At 56.1% G+C, this 17298-nt stretch carries 16 protein-coding genes; 14 read left to right on the forward strand and 2 right to left on the reverse strand.

Annotation, left to right across the window (positions count from 1 at the left end; all coding sequences use genetic code 11):
* Nucleotides 1-8 precede the first annotated feature (8 nt).
* From gspM to ACT6RZ_RS06895, 5 genes are all read left to right on the forward strand, one after another.
* Nucleotides 9-725: a type II secretion system protein GspM gene (gene gspM / locus ACT6RZ_RS06875; RefSeq protein ID WP_444701388.1), complete on the forward strand. Its 717-nt coding sequence runs from the start codon at nt 9-11 to the stop codon at nt 723-725.
* Between the two features lies 1 nt (nt 726).
* Nucleotides 727-1116, forward strand: a complete 390-nt coding sequence (locus tag ACT6RZ_RS06880; protein WP_444701389.1) for a hypothetical protein — start codon at nt 727-729, stop codon at nt 1114-1116.
* Nucleotides 1117-1180: 64 nt separating this feature from the next.
* Nucleotides 1181-2917, forward strand: a complete 1737-nt coding sequence (locus tag ACT6RZ_RS06885; RefSeq protein ID WP_444701390.1) for a secretin N-terminal domain-containing protein — start codon at nt 1181-1183, stop codon at nt 2915-2917.
* Between the two features lie 8 nt (nt 2918-2925).
* On the forward strand, nt 2926-3816 hold the full coding sequence (locus ACT6RZ_RS06890) for an ExeA family protein (protein WP_444701391.1): 891 nt from the start codon (nt 2926-2928) through the stop codon (nt 3814-3816).
* A 19-nt stretch (nt 3817-3835) separates the two neighbouring features.
* On the forward strand, nt 3836-5077 hold the full coding sequence (locus tag ACT6RZ_RS06895) for a tetratricopeptide repeat protein (protein ID WP_444701392.1): 1242 nt from the start codon (nt 3836-3838) through the stop codon (nt 5075-5077).
* Between the two features lie 36 nt (nt 5078-5113).
* Here ACT6RZ_RS06895 and ACT6RZ_RS06900 read toward each other — a convergent pair whose 3' ends face one another.
* Nucleotides 5114-5878 (reverse strand): ComF family protein, encoded by a 765-nt coding sequence (locus tag ACT6RZ_RS06900; protein ID WP_444701393.1) that lies wholly within the window; start codon nt 5876-5878, stop codon nt 5114-5116.
* Nucleotides 5879-5943: 65 nt separating this feature from the next.
* Between ACT6RZ_RS06900 and bioB the strand changes: the two genes are divergently transcribed.
* The 6 genes from bioB to ACT6RZ_RS06930 are packed head-to-tail and all read left to right on the forward strand — an operon-like array spanning nt 5944 to nt 11581.
* The gene (gene bioB, locus ACT6RZ_RS06905) at nt 5944-6978 is read left to right on the forward strand and encodes a biotin synthase BioB (protein WP_444701394.1); all 1035 of its coding nucleotides are present in this window, start codon (nt 5944-5946) and stop codon (nt 6976-6978) included.
* Between the two features lie 26 nt (nt 6979-7004).
* The gene (gene bioF / locus ACT6RZ_RS06910) at nt 7005-8183 is read left to right on the forward strand and encodes an 8-amino-7-oxononanoate synthase (RefSeq protein WP_444701395.1); all 1179 of its coding nucleotides are present in this window, start codon (nt 7005-7007) and stop codon (nt 8181-8183) included.
* The gene (gene bioH / locus ACT6RZ_RS06915) at nt 8180-8974 is read left to right on the forward strand and encodes a pimeloyl-ACP methyl ester esterase BioH (protein ID WP_444701396.1); all 795 of its coding nucleotides are present in this window, start codon (nt 8180-8182) and stop codon (nt 8972-8974) included. Before bioF ends, bioH begins: the two co-directional genes overlap by 4 nt.
* Nucleotides 8975-9850 (forward strand): malonyl-ACP O-methyltransferase BioC, encoded by an 876-nt coding sequence (bioC, locus tag ACT6RZ_RS06920; RefSeq protein WP_444701397.1) that lies wholly within the window; start codon nt 8975-8977, stop codon nt 9848-9850. It abuts the gene before it with no gap.
* On the forward strand, nt 9851-10501 hold the full coding sequence (bioD, locus tag ACT6RZ_RS06925; protein WP_444701398.1) for a dethiobiotin synthase: 651 nt from the start codon (nt 9851-9853) through the stop codon (nt 10499-10501).
* Nucleotides 10502-11581 (forward strand): rhomboid family intramembrane serine protease, encoded by a 1080-nt coding sequence (locus ACT6RZ_RS06930; RefSeq protein ID WP_444701399.1) that lies wholly within the window; start codon nt 10502-10504, stop codon nt 11579-11581.
* 42 nt (nt 11582-11623) lie between these two features.
* On the opposite strand, the gene rfaP is transcribed toward ACT6RZ_RS06930, so the two are convergent.
* Nucleotides 11624-13591 carry a lipopolysaccharide core heptose(I) kinase RfaP gene (rfaP, locus tag ACT6RZ_RS06935; protein ID WP_444701400.1) on the reverse strand — a complete coding sequence of 656 codons (1968 nt, stop codon included), beginning with the start codon at nt 13589-13591 and terminating at the stop codon, nt 11624-11626.
* Between the two features lie 29 nt (nt 13592-13620).
* Here rfaP and waaC point away from each other — a divergent pair, with 29 nt between their 5' ends.
* The 3 genes from waaC to dnaK all read left to right on the forward strand — a co-directional run bounded on the left by waaC (nt 13621) and on the right by dnaK (nt 17291).
* Nucleotides 13621-14616: a lipopolysaccharide heptosyltransferase I gene (gene waaC / locus ACT6RZ_RS06940; RefSeq protein ID WP_444701401.1), complete on the forward strand. Its 996-nt coding sequence runs from the start codon at nt 13621-13623 to the stop codon at nt 14614-14616.
* 112 nt (nt 14617-14728) lie between these two features.
* Nucleotides 14729-15262, forward strand: coding sequence for a nucleotide exchange factor GrpE (gene grpE, locus ACT6RZ_RS06945; protein WP_444701402.1), 534 nt, complete (start codon nt 14729-14731; stop codon nt 15260-15262).
* Between the two features lie 109 nt (nt 15263-15371).
* Nucleotides 15372-17291 (forward strand): molecular chaperone DnaK, encoded by a 1920-nt coding sequence (dnaK, locus tag ACT6RZ_RS06950; protein ID WP_444701403.1) that lies wholly within the window; start codon nt 15372-15374, stop codon nt 17289-17291.
* Nucleotides 17292-17298 lie beyond the last annotated feature (7 nt).

Below are 17298 nucleotides of genomic sequence, written 5' to 3' on the forward strand. Positions count from 1 at the left end.
TGACGCGCATGCGATTCGAACAGTTACACACACTTAACAGTAAATGGCTGGCACTCTCCAAGCGGGAGCGCTGGATGATTTTTGGCGCAGGTCTGTTTGCGGTGGTCGGCTTGCTGGATACTTTTTTGCTGGAGCCGCAGCGTGCCAAGTTAAACAGCACGCAAGAAGAGATCCTGAAGATACAGAATGATACGACGACGCTGACCGAGCAGATGAACACCATTGCCACCCAGGCCGCACCACAGCCGGCAAGCAATGCTTTTCAGCAGGATATAGAGGCGGTGAATGCAAAGATCGCCAGCCAGTCTTCGGATCTGGTCAGGATCTCTGCCTATATGGTGCCGCCGCAGGAAATGGTGCTGTTATTGAAAAAGCTGCTGCAGAAACATACCGATGTGCAAGTGCTTGAAATGCAATCGCTGCCAGTGACGGATTTTATTGAAAAGCAAAGAAAGCTGATCCAGGAGCAAACTGCCCCTGCCAGCGGTGTGCCGGCTGCCGCCAGCGAAGATGTCTGGCTGAATGTGCCGCATGTTTACCAGCACGCGGTGAAGGTGAGGCTGAAAGGCAAATATTTCGCGTTGATGGATTATGCGCAGTCCTTAAAAGCTCTGGGTCAGCGCGTCGCATGGGAAACCGCGGAACTGAAGTCGGATTATCCGGAAAATGAATTGACGATTCAGGTGTATACCCTGAGTGGTGAAAATGCATGGTTGGGGATTTAGCATGCGCGTATTGATACAAGTAGTGTTGATGTTAGGGCTGGCACAGAGCCATGCATACGCCGAACTGGTCGATCCGACCAAGCCGCCGCCTGCTGTGCTGGAGTATCTGCCGAATGCGGAATCGCAGGTAGAGAAGCCATGGGAGCTATCTGCTCTGCAGCACAATGGCAAAAGTGGATTTGCGGTGGTGAATGGCCAGATGGTACAGGTGGGGGAGAGCTACAACGGCTTCAAGCTGACTTCCGTCAACAACCAGCAGGCAGTATTTATCAGTAAAACAGGTGAGAAAAAAGTGATCGGATTGGGTTTGACCAGTTATATCGTTGAAGCCCGGCCGCAAGTGAAAACAAAAGCAAAAACCACCAGACAGACCGGTAAAGTAAAAAAATAAAGTAATACATACCTGCATGTTGAATCTGTTCGACATCCAGGTTTATACACATTGAGAGACTGCTATGAAAACTTTTGTGAATACCTTGGGTTTGATGATGATCAGCGCCGGCCTGGCTGCATGTAACAGCAATCCGTTTGCGCCGAGTAATGTATCGATCAACCCTAAAATTCAGAGCGAACTGAGCAAATCTGCCGCCCAGGCCAAGGCGCAAGTCGCGCCGCCGCCCAAGGAGGTGACCGATGAGCTGTTCGAGCCGCTGCGCATAGAGCCGCCAAAATCGCTGGCCAAACGTGCCGAGCCCAGGTTCGACCTGGTCGTGAACAAGGCGCCTGCTACCCAGGTGTTGATGGGCATAGTCTCAGGCAGTCCATACAGCATTGCGCTCAGCCCCGAGCTCAAAGGCGATATCTCGATCAACTTGCGCGACGTGACCCTGTTTGAAGCGCTCAACGCATTGCGTGATCTATATGGCTATGAGTACAAAATGACTGGCAAACAGATTTTTGTCGAGCCACAAACCATACAGACCCGCGTATTTCAGGTCAATTACATCACTGGTTCACGCAAGGGTACTTCGGCCACCAAGGTGACTTCAGGCACCGTCAGCAACCAGGGTGGTGGTGGCGGACAGGCTGCGGCTGCTTCAGGTGGTACCGCTGTTGGTACGCCGGCTTCAAGTGGTGGTGGCGCAGCTAACCTGCAAGTGTATGCTTCCGATGTCAGCATGGGCACCAACAATGATTTCTGGGGCGACATGGCAAACTCACTGAACAGCATGATAGGTGAAGAGAGCGGCCGTAAAGTCGTGATCAACCCGCAATCCGGCCTGATCATGGTACGTGCCATGCCCAAGGAGATCCGCCAGGTCGAGAAGTTTTTAAGCCTGATGCAGGTGACAGTCGATAGACAGGTGATCCTGGAAGCCAAGATCCTGAAAGTGCAGTTGAATAGAGAGTCGCAACAAGGCATCAACTGGGCTTTTTTGCGTAGAGGTTCGCGTGATGTGACCTTCGGTAATGTCAACGGTAACAGCTCAATCGGCCCTACCGGCACTGTCACCGATGGAACGGTGTCCAGTACCAGCCCGGGCTTTTTAGCCAATAGTTCGCCTATCCCGCTGGGTGGCGCGGCCTTCGCGCTGGCGGTGCAAGGCGGCAATTTCTCGGCGCTGCTGACTTTCCTCGAAACGCAGGGCAATGTAGAGGTCATCTCCAGTCCGCGTATCGCGACCATCAATAACCAGAAAGCCGTGCTTAAAGTGGGTAACGATGCGTTTTTCGTCACCAACGTGAAAACCAACGTCACCACCACCACCGGCGGTGCCATCGTGACCCCGGACATTCAGTTGCAACCTTACTTTTCGGGTATCTCGCTGGATGTGACGCCACAGATCGATAGAAGTGATAACATCATCCTGCATGTACACCCGTTTGTCAGCGACGTGACCCAGGTGAACAGGACTGTGACTTTATCTGCAGCGAATGGCGGTACTTACACCATTCCAACCGCCTCTTCCAATATTAATGAAACTGACAGTATCGTGCGTACCAGGGATGGCAGTGTGATCGCGATCGGTGGCCTGATGTCAGAAACCATAGACAATACACGTACCAAGGTACCTGGCCTGGGGGATGTTAAATTCCTCGGCAACCTGTTCCGCCAGAAGGATGAAGTGAGCAGAAAAACAGAGCTGGTCATCCTGCTGAAGTCGACCATAGTCCGCGGTGGCGACAGCTGGGCGCAGGATATGCTTGATAGTCAGGAGCGAATTGATAAACTGAGGGGTGAGAGTTTCTAGGAGCGGGCATGTACCTGCAGCATTTTGGTTTGAAAGAGTATCCATTCACTATCACCCCGGATACCAGCTTTTATTATGCGACACGTAGTCTGCAGGAGGCACTCAACACCCTGCTGGTCGCTATCCAGTCAGGCGAGGGCTTTGTCAAGATCACAGGTGAAGTCGGCACCGGCAAGACGCTGTTATGCCGCCGCCTGCTCAAGGCACTGGAGTCCAGCTGCAAGGTCGCCTTCATCCCCAACCCCTATCTGGACCCGCATGCCTTGCTCATGACCCTGGCCACCGAGTTTGGCGTGGCCTTCAAGCCGGATTTTACCCACCATGACATGATAGATGCCTTGCATCGCAAGTTGCTCACCTATGCCGAACAAGGCCAGCACGTGATCGTCTGCCTGGATGAAGTGCAGGCCATGCCGCTGGAGACCCTGGAAGCATTGCGTCTGCTCAGTAACCTGGAAACCGAAAAACGCAAATTGATACAGGTGGTGATCTTTGGCCAGCCCGAGCTGGAAGAACGCCTCAATCACCCATCCATCCGCCAGTTGCGCCAGCGCATCAGTTTTGAATACCAGTTAAAAAGCCTGCAATGGTCAGAATTGGGGTTCTACCTCAACCATCGCATGCATGTGGCCGGCTACCAGGGCGGCATGATTTTTACACCAGCCAGCATGCGTCTGCTGTATCGTTACGCCAACGGCATCCCCAGATTACTTAATATCCTGGCGCATAAATCACTGCTCTCGGCTTTTGGCCGCGGCCAGCAAGGCGTATCTGCCGAAGACGTGAAAGCGGCTATCCTGGATACGCAGGCCAGCGTCAAGGCACAACACCGCTGGTGGAGCCATGGCTTTAAATGGTGGTTGACCCTACACACAGCATTGGCTGGTTTTGGCCGCTAGCTGGCCTTGAGGAAAAGCAGTGAGTTTAATTAATCAGGTATTAAAAGACGTAGAAGCGCGCCAGGGTGGTACCACCACCGATGGCTGGGCCGGGCAGCAGGTCAAACCTGTCTTGTCACATGCGGCTGCCGGCTCCGGCCAGTGGATCAAACGCCTGCTGGTGATGCTGGTGCTGACCGGCCTGGGGGTGTGGGCATATCTGCATAGTGCCGAGCTGGCCTTGCTCTACCGCTCAACCCTGGACGGATTCGCTAAAAATAAACCCGCCCAGGTCGCAGCGGCCTTACCAGTCCAGCCTGTCGCTGCGCCAGTGGTCACGCCGCCACCAGCTGATGTTGCTGTTGCTGAGGATAGCACGCCGGATACCCATCCGCAGTTGACCAGGTCTTTGTTCAGCGAATGGCAGGCCGAACTGTCTGCCTCAGTGACCAGACCGCCCATCCGTCAAAAAATCACTCCTACGCCAGACAGCGCCAGCCGGGTTGCCGGCAAAAGCGAAAAGGCGCCGCAGGTAGAAGGCGAGTTCTCGATCAAACCAGCAGAAAATAATGGCTCGGCGACCGTGGTGTCGGTGATAGAGCCGCCGCTGGAAACCGCCAGTGCTGGCAAAAACAGGGCAGTCTCTGAAGCGACCTCTGAGTCGAGTGGCACGGTCAGTAAACATGTGCGGCCGGAACAGGAAGTGAATGTGCTGATCCAGAAAGCGGTGGACCATGAGCAAAAAGGCCGTCTCAGCGAGGCATTGGCTACCTTGCGCCAGGCGCTGGTCAATTACCCGCAATCTGAAGATGCACGTCAGCTACTGGCCGCCTACCTGTTTGAAAACAAGCAGGAAGCTGAAGCCGTGACTTTGTTGCAGGCGGGTATCAAGCGTTATCCTGAACAGGCGGGGTTAGCCAAATCGCTGGCCAAATGGCAGCTGGCACACAAGCAGCCAGAAGCGGTGTTGCAGACGCTGAAGCCGAATGCCAATGCCTTTGCCCGCGATGCCGAAGCGCAATGGATGCAGGCGATCGCCTATCAGCAACTGAACCAGCACCAGGCTGCCTTGCCCTATTTCGAGCGGGCGCTGGTGTTGCAGCCAGGGCAGGCGCAATGGCTGGTGGCTTATGCTATCTCATTGCAGGCCAGCGGACAGAACGCGCAGGCCTTGCAACAATTACAGGCTGCGCAAGGCCTGCCTTTGAGCGACAGATTAGCCGATTTTGTCGCCCAGCGTATCCGCCAGCTCGGCGGCGCGCCGCAAGCGCGTGATGAGTGATCCGCACTCAATCACGGCCAACACCCGCATCCGTCTTTAATCATCGCCGGTTTTCAAGGTGCGCGCGATCACCAGTGCGGTGATGCGTCCGGCACCGGCCCGCTTCAGCACTTTCGCCAGCGCATGCATACTGGCGCCGGTGGTCATCACATCATCCACGATCAGCACATGTTTCCCCTGCCACTGTTGTTGTGTCGCAAAGGCGCCGCGCAGGTTGCGGGCTCTGGTTTTCACGTCCATACCTGCTTGTGACTGCGTATCCAGAATGCGCGCGCAGCCGGCGATCTCCAGGGGCATCTGCCAGGCTGATTGCAGGTGCCTGGCCAGTTCCAGCGCATGATTGAAGCCGCGCTGGCGCACACGCTGGGGGTGCATGGGCATGGCCAGCATCACTTCAGGCCGCTCTGCCAATGCTAAGGTTGTCAGTTGTGGCAGCAGGGTACGCGCCAGTAATTTGCCCAGCGGCAACTGCTGATGATATTTGAACTGCTGCAACAGGCGGTCCAGCGGATAGGCATAGCGTAGCGGCACTAGTGTGCGGTCAAATGCCGGCGGATGTTGCAGGCATAGCCCACAATAAGCGCCGCCGGTGGTCGGTAGTGCGCATTGCGGGCAACGCTGTGAGCCATACCAGGGCAGGGCGGTGGCACAGTCCGAACATAGTGGTGCGAGTAATAGCGATGGCTGTTTTTGTGCGGGCGCAGCACAGAGAGGGCAGGGCAAGCTGGCGCTTAACCAGTGCTGTAGCAACGGCAATGGATGCAGGTGATTAAAATTTAAGCTGTTGTAAAATTTTTTCACGCCTGAGGGTAAACAACCTATAATTCAGCCCATTGAACACTCATTTTTAACCTTCTGCGATCATTATGGAACAACAAACTTCTTCTAGCGCTTGCAACAGCGAACCGCAAACTTCCATCATCAATCTCGATGGCCTGAGAGCCTCCAGTGCCTGTGACCATGTGACCGTTGAACGCTGGTCTGTGGACGATATCATGGCATTGTTTGAACTGCCGTTCAATGACCTGCTGCATAGGGCGCAACTGGTACACCGCGAGCACCATGAGCCGAATGCGGTACAGGTGAGTACCCTGCTGTCGATCAAGACCGGCGGCTGTTCTGAAGATTGCGGCTATTGCCCGCAAGCGGCGCGTTATCACACCGAGGTAGAGAACGAGCCGTTGATGAAACTGGATGATGTACTGGCTGCCGCCAAAGCCGCCAAGGACAGCGGTGCCAGCCGTTTCTGTATGGGGGCCGCCTGGCGTGGACCCAAGCAGCGTGATCTCGATCCTGTGCTGAAAATGATCGCCGAAGTGAAGGCGATGGGCCTGGAGACCTGCGCGACCTTAGGTATGCTGAAAGACGGACAGGCCGAGCAATTGAAAGAGGCGGGTTTGGATTATTACAACCATAACCTGGACACAGCGCCTGAGTATTATGGCGATGTCATCAGCACCCGCACCTACCAGGACAGACTGGATACCCTGGACCGCGTACGCAATGTAGACATCAACGTGTGTTGTGGCGGCATCATAGGCATGGGCGAGAGCCGTGCCCAGCGTGCCGGCCTGCTGGCGCAACTGGCCAATATGGAGCAACCGCCCGAGAGCGTGCCTATCAACTTGCTGACCCAGGTTGAAGGTACCCCCATGCATGGTACCGAGGCGCTGGACCCGCTGGAATTCGTACGCACTATCGCCGCCGCCCGCGTCACCATGCCGGATAGTTTTGTGCGCTTGTCTGCCGGCAGGCAAAGCATGGGCGATGCAGTGCAGGCGCTGTGTTTCCTCGCTGGTGCCAACAGCATCTTCTACGGCGAAAAACTGCTGACCACGGGCAACCCGGAAGCAGATGCCGACAACGCGCTGTTTGCCAAGCTTGGCCTGAAGAAAATCTAACCTGAAGAAAACTTAAGTGGCCGCACATGCTGGACTTTCTGCACGCTGACCTGGAAAAGCGTAAAACACTAGGCCTGACGCGGCAACGCCGCTTACTGGATTCGCCGCAGGCTGAACATATCACCGCCAATGGTCAGCGGTTCTTGTCATTTTGCAGCAACGATTACCTGGGGCTGGCCAATGACCCTGCGCTGGTGGCCGCATTGCAACACGCGGCGTCTGAGGCTGGCGTAGGCAGTGGTGCCTCTAACCTGATCACCGGCCATCACCGATACCACGACCAGCTGGAACACGCGCTGGCCGCACTGGTGCGTCAGCCTGCGGCCTTGCTGTTTTCTACCGGCTATATGGCGAATATCGGTGTCATCAGCGCCCTGATGGGGCGCGACGATGCGGTGTTTTCCGACAAGCTGAACCATGCCTGCCTCAACGATGGCGCTTTTCTTTCACGCGCCACGCATCACCGCTTTGCGCACAATGATGTCGCCGCGCTGGAAAAGCTGCTGCAAGCCAGCAGCGCCCGCCACAAACTGATCACTGCCGATGCCGTGTTCAGCATGGATGGCGATATCGCGCCGCTGGCCGCCTACCTGGCACTGTGCGAACGTTACGATGCCTACCTTTATGTAGATGATGCGCATGGTTTTGGCGTGCTGGGCCCGCAGGGCCGCGGCACTTTGCAGCATCTGGGCTTGAAATCGCCGCGCCTGATCATGATGGGTACCCTGGGCAAAGCCGCCGGGGTCGCCGGCGCGTTTGTTGCCGGTGAGCAGGTGGTGATCGATTATCTGATCCAGCATGCCAACAGCTATATTTACACCACGCCGGCACCGCCGCCGTTATCGGCAGCGTTACTGGCCTCGGTGCATGAGATAGAGCACGGCGATGCGCGCAGGCAGCAATTGTTTGCCATGATAGGCTTGCTGCAAAGCGAGTTGTCACTGACACGCTGGCATTTGCTGCCTTCAGAAACGGCGATACAGCCACTGGTGGTCGGCGACAATTTTGAAGCACTTGCGCTCAGCCAGTACCTGCAGGAGCGCGGCATACTGGTGCCTGCCATCCGTCCGCCGACTGTGCCTGTGAATACCGCACGATTACGCATCTCACTCTCTGCCACCCATAGCGAACAGGACGTGCGTGCCTTGATCGCAGCCTTGCAGGCTGCCGAGCGTGAGATTCCACCAGCCAGGGAAACAGCATGAGTTGCTTTATAGAGATCATGGGCCAAGGCAAGCCGCTGGTGCTGTTGCACGGCTGGGGTATGAATAGCGCCGTCTGGGAGCGCATCACCAAACGGCTTTCTGCCAATTACCGCTTATTCCTGGTCGACCTGCCAGGCATGGGGCAAAGCCGCCCGGTCAACCCCTACCATTTATACAGCCTGGCTGAGACCGTGGCAGAAGAGATCCCTGGTGTGTCCACCATACTGGGCTGGTCGCTGGGTGGCCTGATCGCGCAACAGATCGCATTGAATCAGCCGGACCGGGTAGAAAAACTCATTCTTGTGGGCACCAACCCGAGTTTTGTCAGCAAGCCGGATTGGCCGCACGGTATAGCAGCCAGGCATTTTCAGCAATTCAACGAGCGTTTTGAAAAAGACTTTCAGGCGACTCTGCTCAATTTTCTCACCCTGCAATGCATGCATGCCAAAGATACCCGCAGCACGGTACGTCAGCTGCGCGTCGCGTTTGCTGCCAAGCCGACACCTACGCAAGAGAGCCTGAACCAGGCGCTGGATATCCTGTTGCAGACCGATCTGCGCGAAGAGATCAGCCGCTTGTATCAGCCCACCCTGATCATACACGGTGACCGTGACACCCTGGCACCCGTGAGTGCCGCGCATTGGCTGGCCATGCATTTGCAACGCGCAAAATTGCGGGTGATCGCCGGTGCGGCGCATGCCCCTTTCCTGTCGCATGCGGATGCTTTCTGCGAAACGGTAGAGACCTTTATGGCCGACGAGTTTGCCGTGCGCACTGTCGCGGAGAGTTGAATGCAGGATGAATACTCAATAGACAAGTCGCGCATGCGGCAGTCGTTCCATAGGGCGGCAAAACACTATGATGCCGCCGCCATCTTGCAGCGCCAGGTGCGTGAAGAGATGCTCAGCCGGCTGGATGTGGTCAAGTTGCAGCCCAAAGTGATACTGGATGCCGGATGCGGCACCGGCCATGGCCTGAATGCCTTGCTCGGGCACTATCGCGCTGCGCAGGGTATCGCACTGGATATCGCCGAAGGCATGCTGTCACGCAGCCGTGCCTTGTTCCCCTGGTATCGGTTCTGGCAGTCATCGCCGCGCTTCGTGTGTGCCGATATCGAATCTATACCGTTGGCCACTGGCAGCGTCGATATGGTGTGGTCTAACCTGGCCATGCAATGGTGCAATGATTTGGATGCCGCCCTGCAGGAATTCCGCCGTGTACTGCGCCCGGATGGCTTGCTGATGTTTGCCACCCTGGGGCCGGATACCTTGAAAGAGTTGCGCGCTGCTTCTGGTGCAGAACATACCCATGTCAGCCGTTTTATCGATATGCACGACATTGGCGATGCCATGACCCGCGCCGGGTTCAATGCCCCGGTGCTGGACGTGATGCATTACACCCTGACATACGATAGCGTTGAATCGGTGATGCGCGACCTGAAAGCCATAGGCGCGCACAATGCCACTGCCGGCCGGCCCAAAGGCCTGACCGGAAAAGGTTTTTTGCAAAAGCTGCGCCAGGGGTACGAAGGCTTTCGCCAGCAGGGCAAATTGCCGGCGACCTATGAAGTGGTATTCGTGCATGCCTGGACCAGTAGCCAGCCATATACCGCGCCCGGTACCAGCCCTGTCCAGTTGATGCCGCGCAAGGCAGGCGCAGGAGTATAAATGGACACCGCCAGCCTGCCACGCCATTTGTTTGTCACCGGCACCGATACCGGCGTCGGCAAGACCACAGTGACTGAGCACCTGATACAGCAATTTGTCGCCCAAGGCTTAAAAGTGGTGGGTATGAAGCCGGTCGCTTCCGGCTGCGAGTGGCTGGATGGCCGCTGGCAAAACGAAGATGTGATGCGGCTGACCGCTGCGTCTAACGTGCAGGCCCCGCCGGAACTGGTGAACCCCTATTGTTTTCAACCAGCCATCGCGCCGCACCTGGCAGCGATAGCAGCTGGCGTCGAGATCCGGCTGGATGTGATCCAGTCTGCTTTTGCGGCATTGTCCGGCATGGCCGACGTGGTGATCGTCGAAGGCGCGGGCGGTCTGCTGGTGCCGCTGAATGCCACACACAGCATTGCCGACCTGGTGCAGGCACTGCTGATACCGGCACTGGTCGTGGTGGGCATGCGGCTGGGTTGTATCAATCATGCCTTGCTGACTGCACAGCTGTTACAGCAGCGGCAGATCGCCTGCTGTGGCTGGGTGGCTAACCAGATCGATCCGCACATGGCCATGCAGGACGAAAACCTGCAAACACTGACAGACTGGCTGCAACAACCGCCGCTGTTGCACCTGCCCTATCAAGGACGACCCGCTTAAATGACCGCACAGCCACCACAGCAGCAAGCACCGCTAAGCCAGATCGGCTTGCGTGCGGCTGTGCCGCCGGTCACCAGGCTGTTGATCACACTTAACCTGCTGGTGTTTGTGCTCATGTTGTGGGGTGGTGCCGGTTTCTGGCATTCGCCGAATAATGTGCAACTGACCTGGGGCGCCAACTTTGCACCGGCGACTGCAGACGGGCAGTGGTGGCGGCTGGCTAGCGCCATGTTCCTGCATTTTGGTGCATTGCACCTGGGTATGAATATGCTGGCGCTATGGGATGGCGGCAAACTGGTAGAACGCATGTTCGGTGCCGCCCGTTTTCTGGGTATTTATATCATAAGCGGCATTGCCGGTAACCTGTTGTCACTGGTGATACAGGGTAACCAGGCCGTGTCTGGCGGTGCTTCGGGCGCGATTTTTGGCATTTATGGCGCCCTGCTGGTTTACGTCTGGTACACCAGGCACCAGATGCAACAGCTGGAGTTCCGCTGGCTGTTCTGGGGCGCGCTGGCCTTTTCAGCCCTGACCATAGGCATGGGCTTTATTATCCCCGGCATAGATAATTCTGCGCATATCGGCGGTTTTGTGACCGGCGCCGTGTTTGCCGTGCTGTGCTTGCCGGCCACTGCCACCCGGCATAAGCATCTGCAACGCTGGCGTCTTATCAGTGGTATCAGCTGGCTGCTGGGCATCGCCATCCTGCTCGGCCATTTGCCTGAACCCAAATACCGCTGGCATGAAGAGCAGGCGATCCGCAAACAGGTACAAAGATTCACCCTGATAGATCAGCAGGCCAACCGTAAATGGAATGCCATCATGCTGGAGGGGCGCGAGGGTACGGTCAGTTTTGACGAGATGGCGACCCAGATCGATCAGCAAGTCGCCACTACCTACGAAGAAAGTTTTGAAAGGCTGTCTTCGCTGCCGGATGACCCCAACCTGCCGTCGGCGCCCTTGCTTGAGCAAGCCAAAGCCTATGCCTTGAAACGCAGTGAAGATAGCAAAGCGGCTGCCGACAAGTTACGCAATATCCCTTTTATGCCTGGCCGCGCCGCGCCAGGCTCTGCCAAATAAGCCGCCACGCGCGGCTGCCTGTCACTTTACCGGCCAACAACGCTACAAGTCGGTAGCATCCCGCTGCTGTTGATATTTGCTCTGTTGTTTCGGGCTATGGAATTTGGCGTGCAAACGTTCGGCGCGCTTGAAGGCCAGCGCCCAGAACTCGTCAGTCTGTGGCAAGTAATGGGCTTGGAATACCTGCCAGTCTTGCCGGCTAAAACCGAAATCCATGCAGGAGAAGATCAGTCCGGCAATGTCTTTGCGCACGGCGGTGCCATGCGGCGAAACGCCTTGCAATACGCGGTGCAGATCCAGCAGATAGAACTCGCTGTCCGGCGTCAGCGGCGCAGATTTCTGCAGGGCGATATGGCATAGATAAAAGTCCCTGTGGCACAGGCCTGCCGCATGAAATTTTTTCGCCAGTTTAGCCACGGCGATCAACATCGCCTGCCGCGTTTCTGCGGTGGCCGGCCGTGATTGCCAGTCTTTGCAGATATCTTCCAGTGAGTGTATGTCACCGAGATCTTCAGTCAGCAAGAATGAGCTCTGGCTGGCAGCACACTTACCCTGTATGCCCCAGGCGGCGATAGGCGTAGTTGCAATGCCTATGTTTTCCAGCTCCTGGATGGCACGCACTTCAGTCATCGCGCCTATGATAGGGCGTTTGAAACTGAGCCAGTTCTTGGCGATCTCGCGCCAGCCGGTGGCCTCATGCTGCTTGATGAAATAGGAGTGCCCGGCGATATTGATACGCATGGTCTTGCGGTTGGCCGCCGCGCGCACGGTGTAGCCCTGCAAGGCCATAAAATCTTCAAAAGAATAGGCCTGCAATGCCGGCGCGTGCCTGGGTGACAGCCAGAGCTGGCTGCCTTGCAACTGGGTTGCTTGTTGTTGTGTATGCAAAGTGGTTTCCGAAGCTAACTGCGTGAGTATGTGAGCTTCTGCCTTTCCTGGATTATCGCGCATCAACTGTGCAGCATAACTGAGTCCCGCCTGGCTGAATCGTTCCCGTGGCGAGGACAGCGCCGTCGCCAGTGCCTGGTCGAGCGCGCCCTGATCGAACGGGCTGGCAAGCACGATGCCGGCAGCGGCTTTAGCGATATGTGGCGCATAGCCGCATACCTCAGTGGTGATGACCGGCAAGCCGCAGGCCATGGCTTCCAGTAATACATGGCCTGCCAGTTCTCGCCTGGCCGGATGCACCAGCCAGTCACAGGCTTGCATCAGTTGCGGGATATCATCGCGTCCGCCCAGCACTTGTACCTGCTGGCTTAGGCCCTGCGCCTGGATATGCTGCTGTAACCAGCGCGGATTATCCTGGCCTATGATCAGCATGCGCACGTCTTTTCTGACCGGCTCAGGCAAAGCGGCGATCGCGGTGACCGCGCGGTCGGCACCCTTGGTTTTAAAGCCGGAACCCACCAGCAGCAATGCCGTATGCTCGGGCTGGATACCAAAGGTCGCTGCCAGCCATTGTTTTGCTTGTGCGCGCTCAAATGCCGGAAACCGCTGCGGGTCCAGGATAGGCGGGATCAGGTGAAAGCGCGCAGCCGGTGTCTGGTACCAGTGCTGGAAAGTGGCTTGTTCCTGTGCCGTCAACGTCAATATATGCGTATGGCTGGCCGGCGAGAAAATCGAGGCTTCTGCCTGCTGGAACCAGCGGTAGCGGCTGGTCAGTCTATACCACCACGGCCGCTCCTCATGCGCTTTGGCAATAAAGCAGGAGTCCGCGGCAAAGTAGACATCTATCGGTTGCATGCGGTTAAAACCCACCACCAGGTCGTAGCGTTCGCCGCGCACCGCCTGCTGCATGGCGCTGATCAGGCTGGCATGCCTGGTGTGGTTGCGCCAGCCACTGCCAGCACACAGGCGCACCTGGACGTCAGCGGGCTGCGGGCCTTGCCACTCCCCGGTGAAGATAGTCACCTGGTGACCCAGTGCAGCACAGTCCTGGGCGATACGCAGCATGTCACGCTGTACACCGCCATATGGGAAATATTTGAATATCAGAAAAGCAAACTTCATGGGCTAGATTGTATGCGAAAATAGCGGCCATGAAACGGATTCTGATGGTCAAAACCACTTCTATGGGCGATGTGATTCACGCCCTGCCAGCTGTACAGGATATTTTGCAGCACTATCCTGACGCCAGGATAGACTGGCTGGTCGAAGAGGGTTTTGCCGATATTCCCCGCCTGCATCCGCAGGTGCAGCAGGTGTTTACTGTCGCCATTCGCCGCTGGCGCAAACAGTTGTTCCGCTGCCGCACCTGGCAACAGGTCAGGCAGGTCAAGCGTGCATTGGCGGCCCCCCTCTACGATGCGGTGATCGATGTGCAGGGGCTGGTGAAAAGCGCCTGGATCGCCGGTTGGGCGCGCGGCCCGCACCATGGTTATGATGCACTTTCTATACGCGAACCATGGGCTAGCCGCTTTTATCAGCACCGCTACGCCATCTCGTACCAGCAGCATGCGGTCACGCGTATCCGTACGCTGGTGGCGCTCAGTCTGGGCTATGCCGTACCGCAGGATCTGCCGGATTATGGCCTGCGTGTGCAGCCGGCCAGTGCGCTGACCACCACGCTCATCTTGCCGCCGCCAGCGTGGATCGCCCTGCATGCCACCAGCCGCGACAGTAAGTTATGGCCGGAACAGCACTGGATAGCCCTGGGGCGGCATTATGCAGCACAGGGCTGGACCATGTGCCTGCCGTGGGCGTCTGCGGCTGAAAAAAATCGCGCCGAGCGCATCGCCCTGCACGTGCCGCAAGCGCTGGTGTTGCCTAAGCTGAGTTTGCAGCAATTGGCGACCGTGATCCCGCAGGCGCGATTCGCGGTGGGGGTGGACACCGGGCTTTCGCACTTTGCCGCAGCACTGGATGTGCCGGTGGTGGCTTTATATACCGATACTGACCCCGGCCTGACCGGCGTGGCTGGCGGGCGCCAGGCGGCGGCGATCAATCTGGGCGGCCAGCAGCAGATACCTGATATCGCAGCCGTCATGGCAGCGGTGACCGAGGTCACGACTGCTGATCCACACCACAAGACCTGATCTGCCGTTAGCAATTTTTGCGAAATCATCTATTTGCCCTTGAAATCAGTAGGGTCATCCCCATGTGTGTGGAATCGTCAAATGAAAAGTCTTGAATTCATAGGGGAGTAACATGCAAGATCCGCAAACATCCGTAGACACGGCGGCTAACGAAGCAGCTGTCAATGAAGTGCATACAGAGCAGTCCGCTGACAACCATGAGGCACGTATCGCTGCCCTGGAAGTGGCACTGGAAGAAGCCAAAGCACAAGTGCTATACGTGAAAGCAGAAGGCGAGAACGTACGTCGCCGCGCGCTGGATGATATTGATAAGGCACGCAAGTTTGCGCTGGAGAAATTCAGTGGCGAGTTGCTGGCAGTGAAAGACAGCCTGGATGCGGCATTAGCCGTGGAAAATGCGGATGTCGCCAGCTACAAGAACGGCGTCGAATTGACGGCCAAGCAGTTGCTGGGTGTATTTGAGAAATTCAATATTGCCGAAATCAATCCGCTGGGTGAGAAGTTCGACCCGAACAAACACCAGGCGATCAGCATGGTGCCCGCAGATGGCGAACCTAATACTGTCCTCAGCGTGCTGCAAAAAGGCTATGCACTGAACGAACGTGTCTTGCGCCCGGCGCTGGTCACTGTGATACAGGCAAAATAATCCACATTATAAACAGGGGCTTGAAATCTGTTCAGGCATCCCAATTATCACATCATAGTTTGATCAATTAACAACTTAGTGTGATTCACAAAATTTAAGGAAGCGAAATATGGGAAAAATTATCGGTATTGACTTGGGGACCACCAACTCGTGTGTCGCCGTGATGGAAGGTGGCAAGCCACGTGTGATCGAGAACGCTGAAGGTGCGCGTACTACGCCATCTATCATCGCTTATCAGGAAGACGGCGAGATCCTGGTCGGTGCCCCAGCCAAGCGCCAGGCGGTGACCAACCCGAAAAATACCTTGTTTGCGGTAAAGCGCCTGATCGGCCGCCGTTTTGACGAAAAAGAAGTGCAAAAAGACATCGATCTGATGCCTTATACCATCAGCAAAGCAGATAACGGTGATGCCTGGGTAGAAGTGCGCGACAAAAAACAGGCGCCACCACAGATCTCGGCCGAAGTCTTGCGCAAAATGAAGAAGACCGCCGAAGATTACCTGGGCGAAGAAGTGACAGAAGCTGTGATCACGGTGCCGGCTTACTTTAACGATAGCCAGCGCCAGGCGACCAAAGATGCCGGCCGTATCGCCGGTCTGGACGTGAAACGTATCATCAACGAACCAACCGCTGCTGCGCTGGCTTTTGGCCTGGACAAGCAGGAAGGTGACCGCAAGATCGCAGTATACGACTTGGGTGGTGGTACGTTCGATGTGTCTATCATCGAGATCACTGAGATCGATGGCGAGCACCAGTTCGAAGTATTGTCTACCAACGGTGACACTTTCCTTGGTGGTGAAGACTTTGATAACCGCATCATCGACTTTCTGGCGGATGAGTTCAAAAAAGAGAATGGCCTTGATCTGCGCAACGACTTGCTGGCCAAGCAACGCCTGAAAGAAGCGGCTGAAAAAGCCAAGATCGAACTGTCTGGCGCGCAGCAAACCGAAGTCAACCTGCCTTACATCACGGCAGATGCGACCGGCCCTAAACACTTGGTGGTCAAGATCACGCGTGCCAAACTGGAATCATTGGTCGAAGACCTGATAGAGCGCACCATTGCGCCATGCCGTACCGCCTTGAAAGATGCTGGCGTATCACCTGCGGATATTGCAGACGTGATTTTGGTCGGTGGTCAGAGCCGCATGCCAAAAGTGCAAGAGCAGGTTAAAGAGATTTTTGGCAAGGAACCGCGTAAAGACGTGAACCCGGATGAAGCGGTCGCCGTCGGTGCTGCGATCCAGGGTGGCGTGCTGAAAGGCGACGTTAAAGACGTATTGTTGCTGGACGTGTCGCCATTATCCCTGGGTATCGAGACCCTGGGCAGCGTGATGACCAAGCTGATCAAGAAGAACACCACTATCCCTACCAAGGCTTCGCAAGTGTTCTCTACAGCGGAAGACAACCAGAATGCAGTCACAATTCATGTGTTGCAAGGTGAGCGTGAAATGGCTGCCGGTAACAAGAGCCTGGGTCAGTTCAACCTGAGCGATATTCCACCGTCACCACGCGGCATGCCGCAGATTGAAGTGACGTTTGATATCGATGCCAACGGTATTTTGCATGTGTCTGCCAAAGACAAGGCCACCGGCAAAGAGAACAAGATCACTATCAAGGCCAACTCTGGTTTGTCTGAAGAAGAGATTCAGCGCATGGAAGAAGATGCCGCTAAATACGCTGATGAAGACAAAAAATTGCGTGAACTGGTCGACGCCCGTAACCAGGCTGACAGCGTATTGCATAGCGTGAAGAAATCACTGGCTGAACATGGCGACAAGATAGATGCCGATGAAAAAGCCAAGATCGAAGACGCGATCAAGGAACTGGAAGCGATCGCCAAAGATGGCGATGACAAAGAAGTGATAGAAGCCAAAACCAATGCACTGATGGAAGCTTCACAAAAACTGGGCGAAAAAGTCTACGCTGAGCAGCAGGCGCAGGCCGATACCGAAGGCGCACAACCACAGGATGAGAAAACTGTGGAAGGCGATGTGGTAGATGCCGAGTTCGAAGAAGTGAAAAAAGACTAACCTTAAA

The organism is Methylophilus sp. (genome assembly GCF_052437885.1).
Taxonomy (GTDB): domain Bacteria; phylum Pseudomonadota; class Gammaproteobacteria; order Burkholderiales; family Methylophilaceae; genus Methylophilus.

Bases quoted from the DNA above. Each gene is read 5' to 3' on its own strand.
- bioF (WP_444701395.1), top strand. From the start codon at position 7,005: ATGCTGGACTTTCTGCACGCTGACCTGGAAAAGCGTAAAACACTAGGC.
- waaC (WP_444701401.1), top strand. From the start codon at position 13,621: ATGAAACGGATTCTGATGGTCAAAACCACTTCTATGGGCGATGTGATT.
- bioD (WP_444701398.1), top strand. From the start codon at position 9,851: ATGGACACCGCCAGCCTGCCACGCCATTTGTTTGTCACCGGCACCGAT.
- rfaP (WP_444701400.1), bottom strand. From the start codon at position 13,591: ATGAAGTTTGCTTTTCTGATATTCAAATATTTCCCATATGGCGGTGTA.
- bioC (WP_444701397.1), top strand. From the start codon at position 8,975: ATGCAGGATGAATACTCAATAGACAAGTCGCGCATGCGGCAGTCGTTC.
- dnaK (WP_444701403.1), top strand. From the start codon at position 15,372: ATGGGAAAAATTATCGGTATTGACTTGGGGACCACCAACTCGTGTGTC.
- grpE (WP_444701402.1), top strand. From the start codon at position 14,729: ATGCAAGATCCGCAAACATCCGTAGACACGGCGGCTAACGAAGCAGCT.
- ACT6RZ_RS06890 (WP_444701391.1), top strand. From the start codon at position 2,926: ATGTACCTGCAGCATTTTGGTTTGAAAGAGTATCCATTCACTATCACC.
- bioH (WP_444701396.1), top strand. From the start codon at position 8,180: ATGAGTTGCTTTATAGAGATCATGGGCCAAGGCAAGCCGCTGGTGCTG.
- bioB (WP_444701394.1), top strand. From the start codon at position 5,944: ATGGAACAACAAACTTCTTCTAGCGCTTGCAACAGCGAACCGCAAACT.
- ACT6RZ_RS06885 (WP_444701390.1), top strand. From the start codon at position 1,181: ATGAAAACTTTTGTGAATACCTTGGGTTTGATGATGATCAGCGCCGGC.
- ACT6RZ_RS06880 (WP_444701389.1), top strand. From the start codon at position 727: ATGCGCGTATTGATACAAGTAGTGTTGATGTTAGGGCTGGCACAGAGC.
- ACT6RZ_RS06930 (WP_444701399.1), top strand. From the start codon at position 10,502: ATGACCGCACAGCCACCACAGCAGCAAGCACCGCTAAGCCAGATCGGC.
- gspM (WP_444701388.1), top strand. From the start codon at position 9: ATGCGATTCGAACAGTTACACACACTTAACAGTAAATGGCTGGCACTC.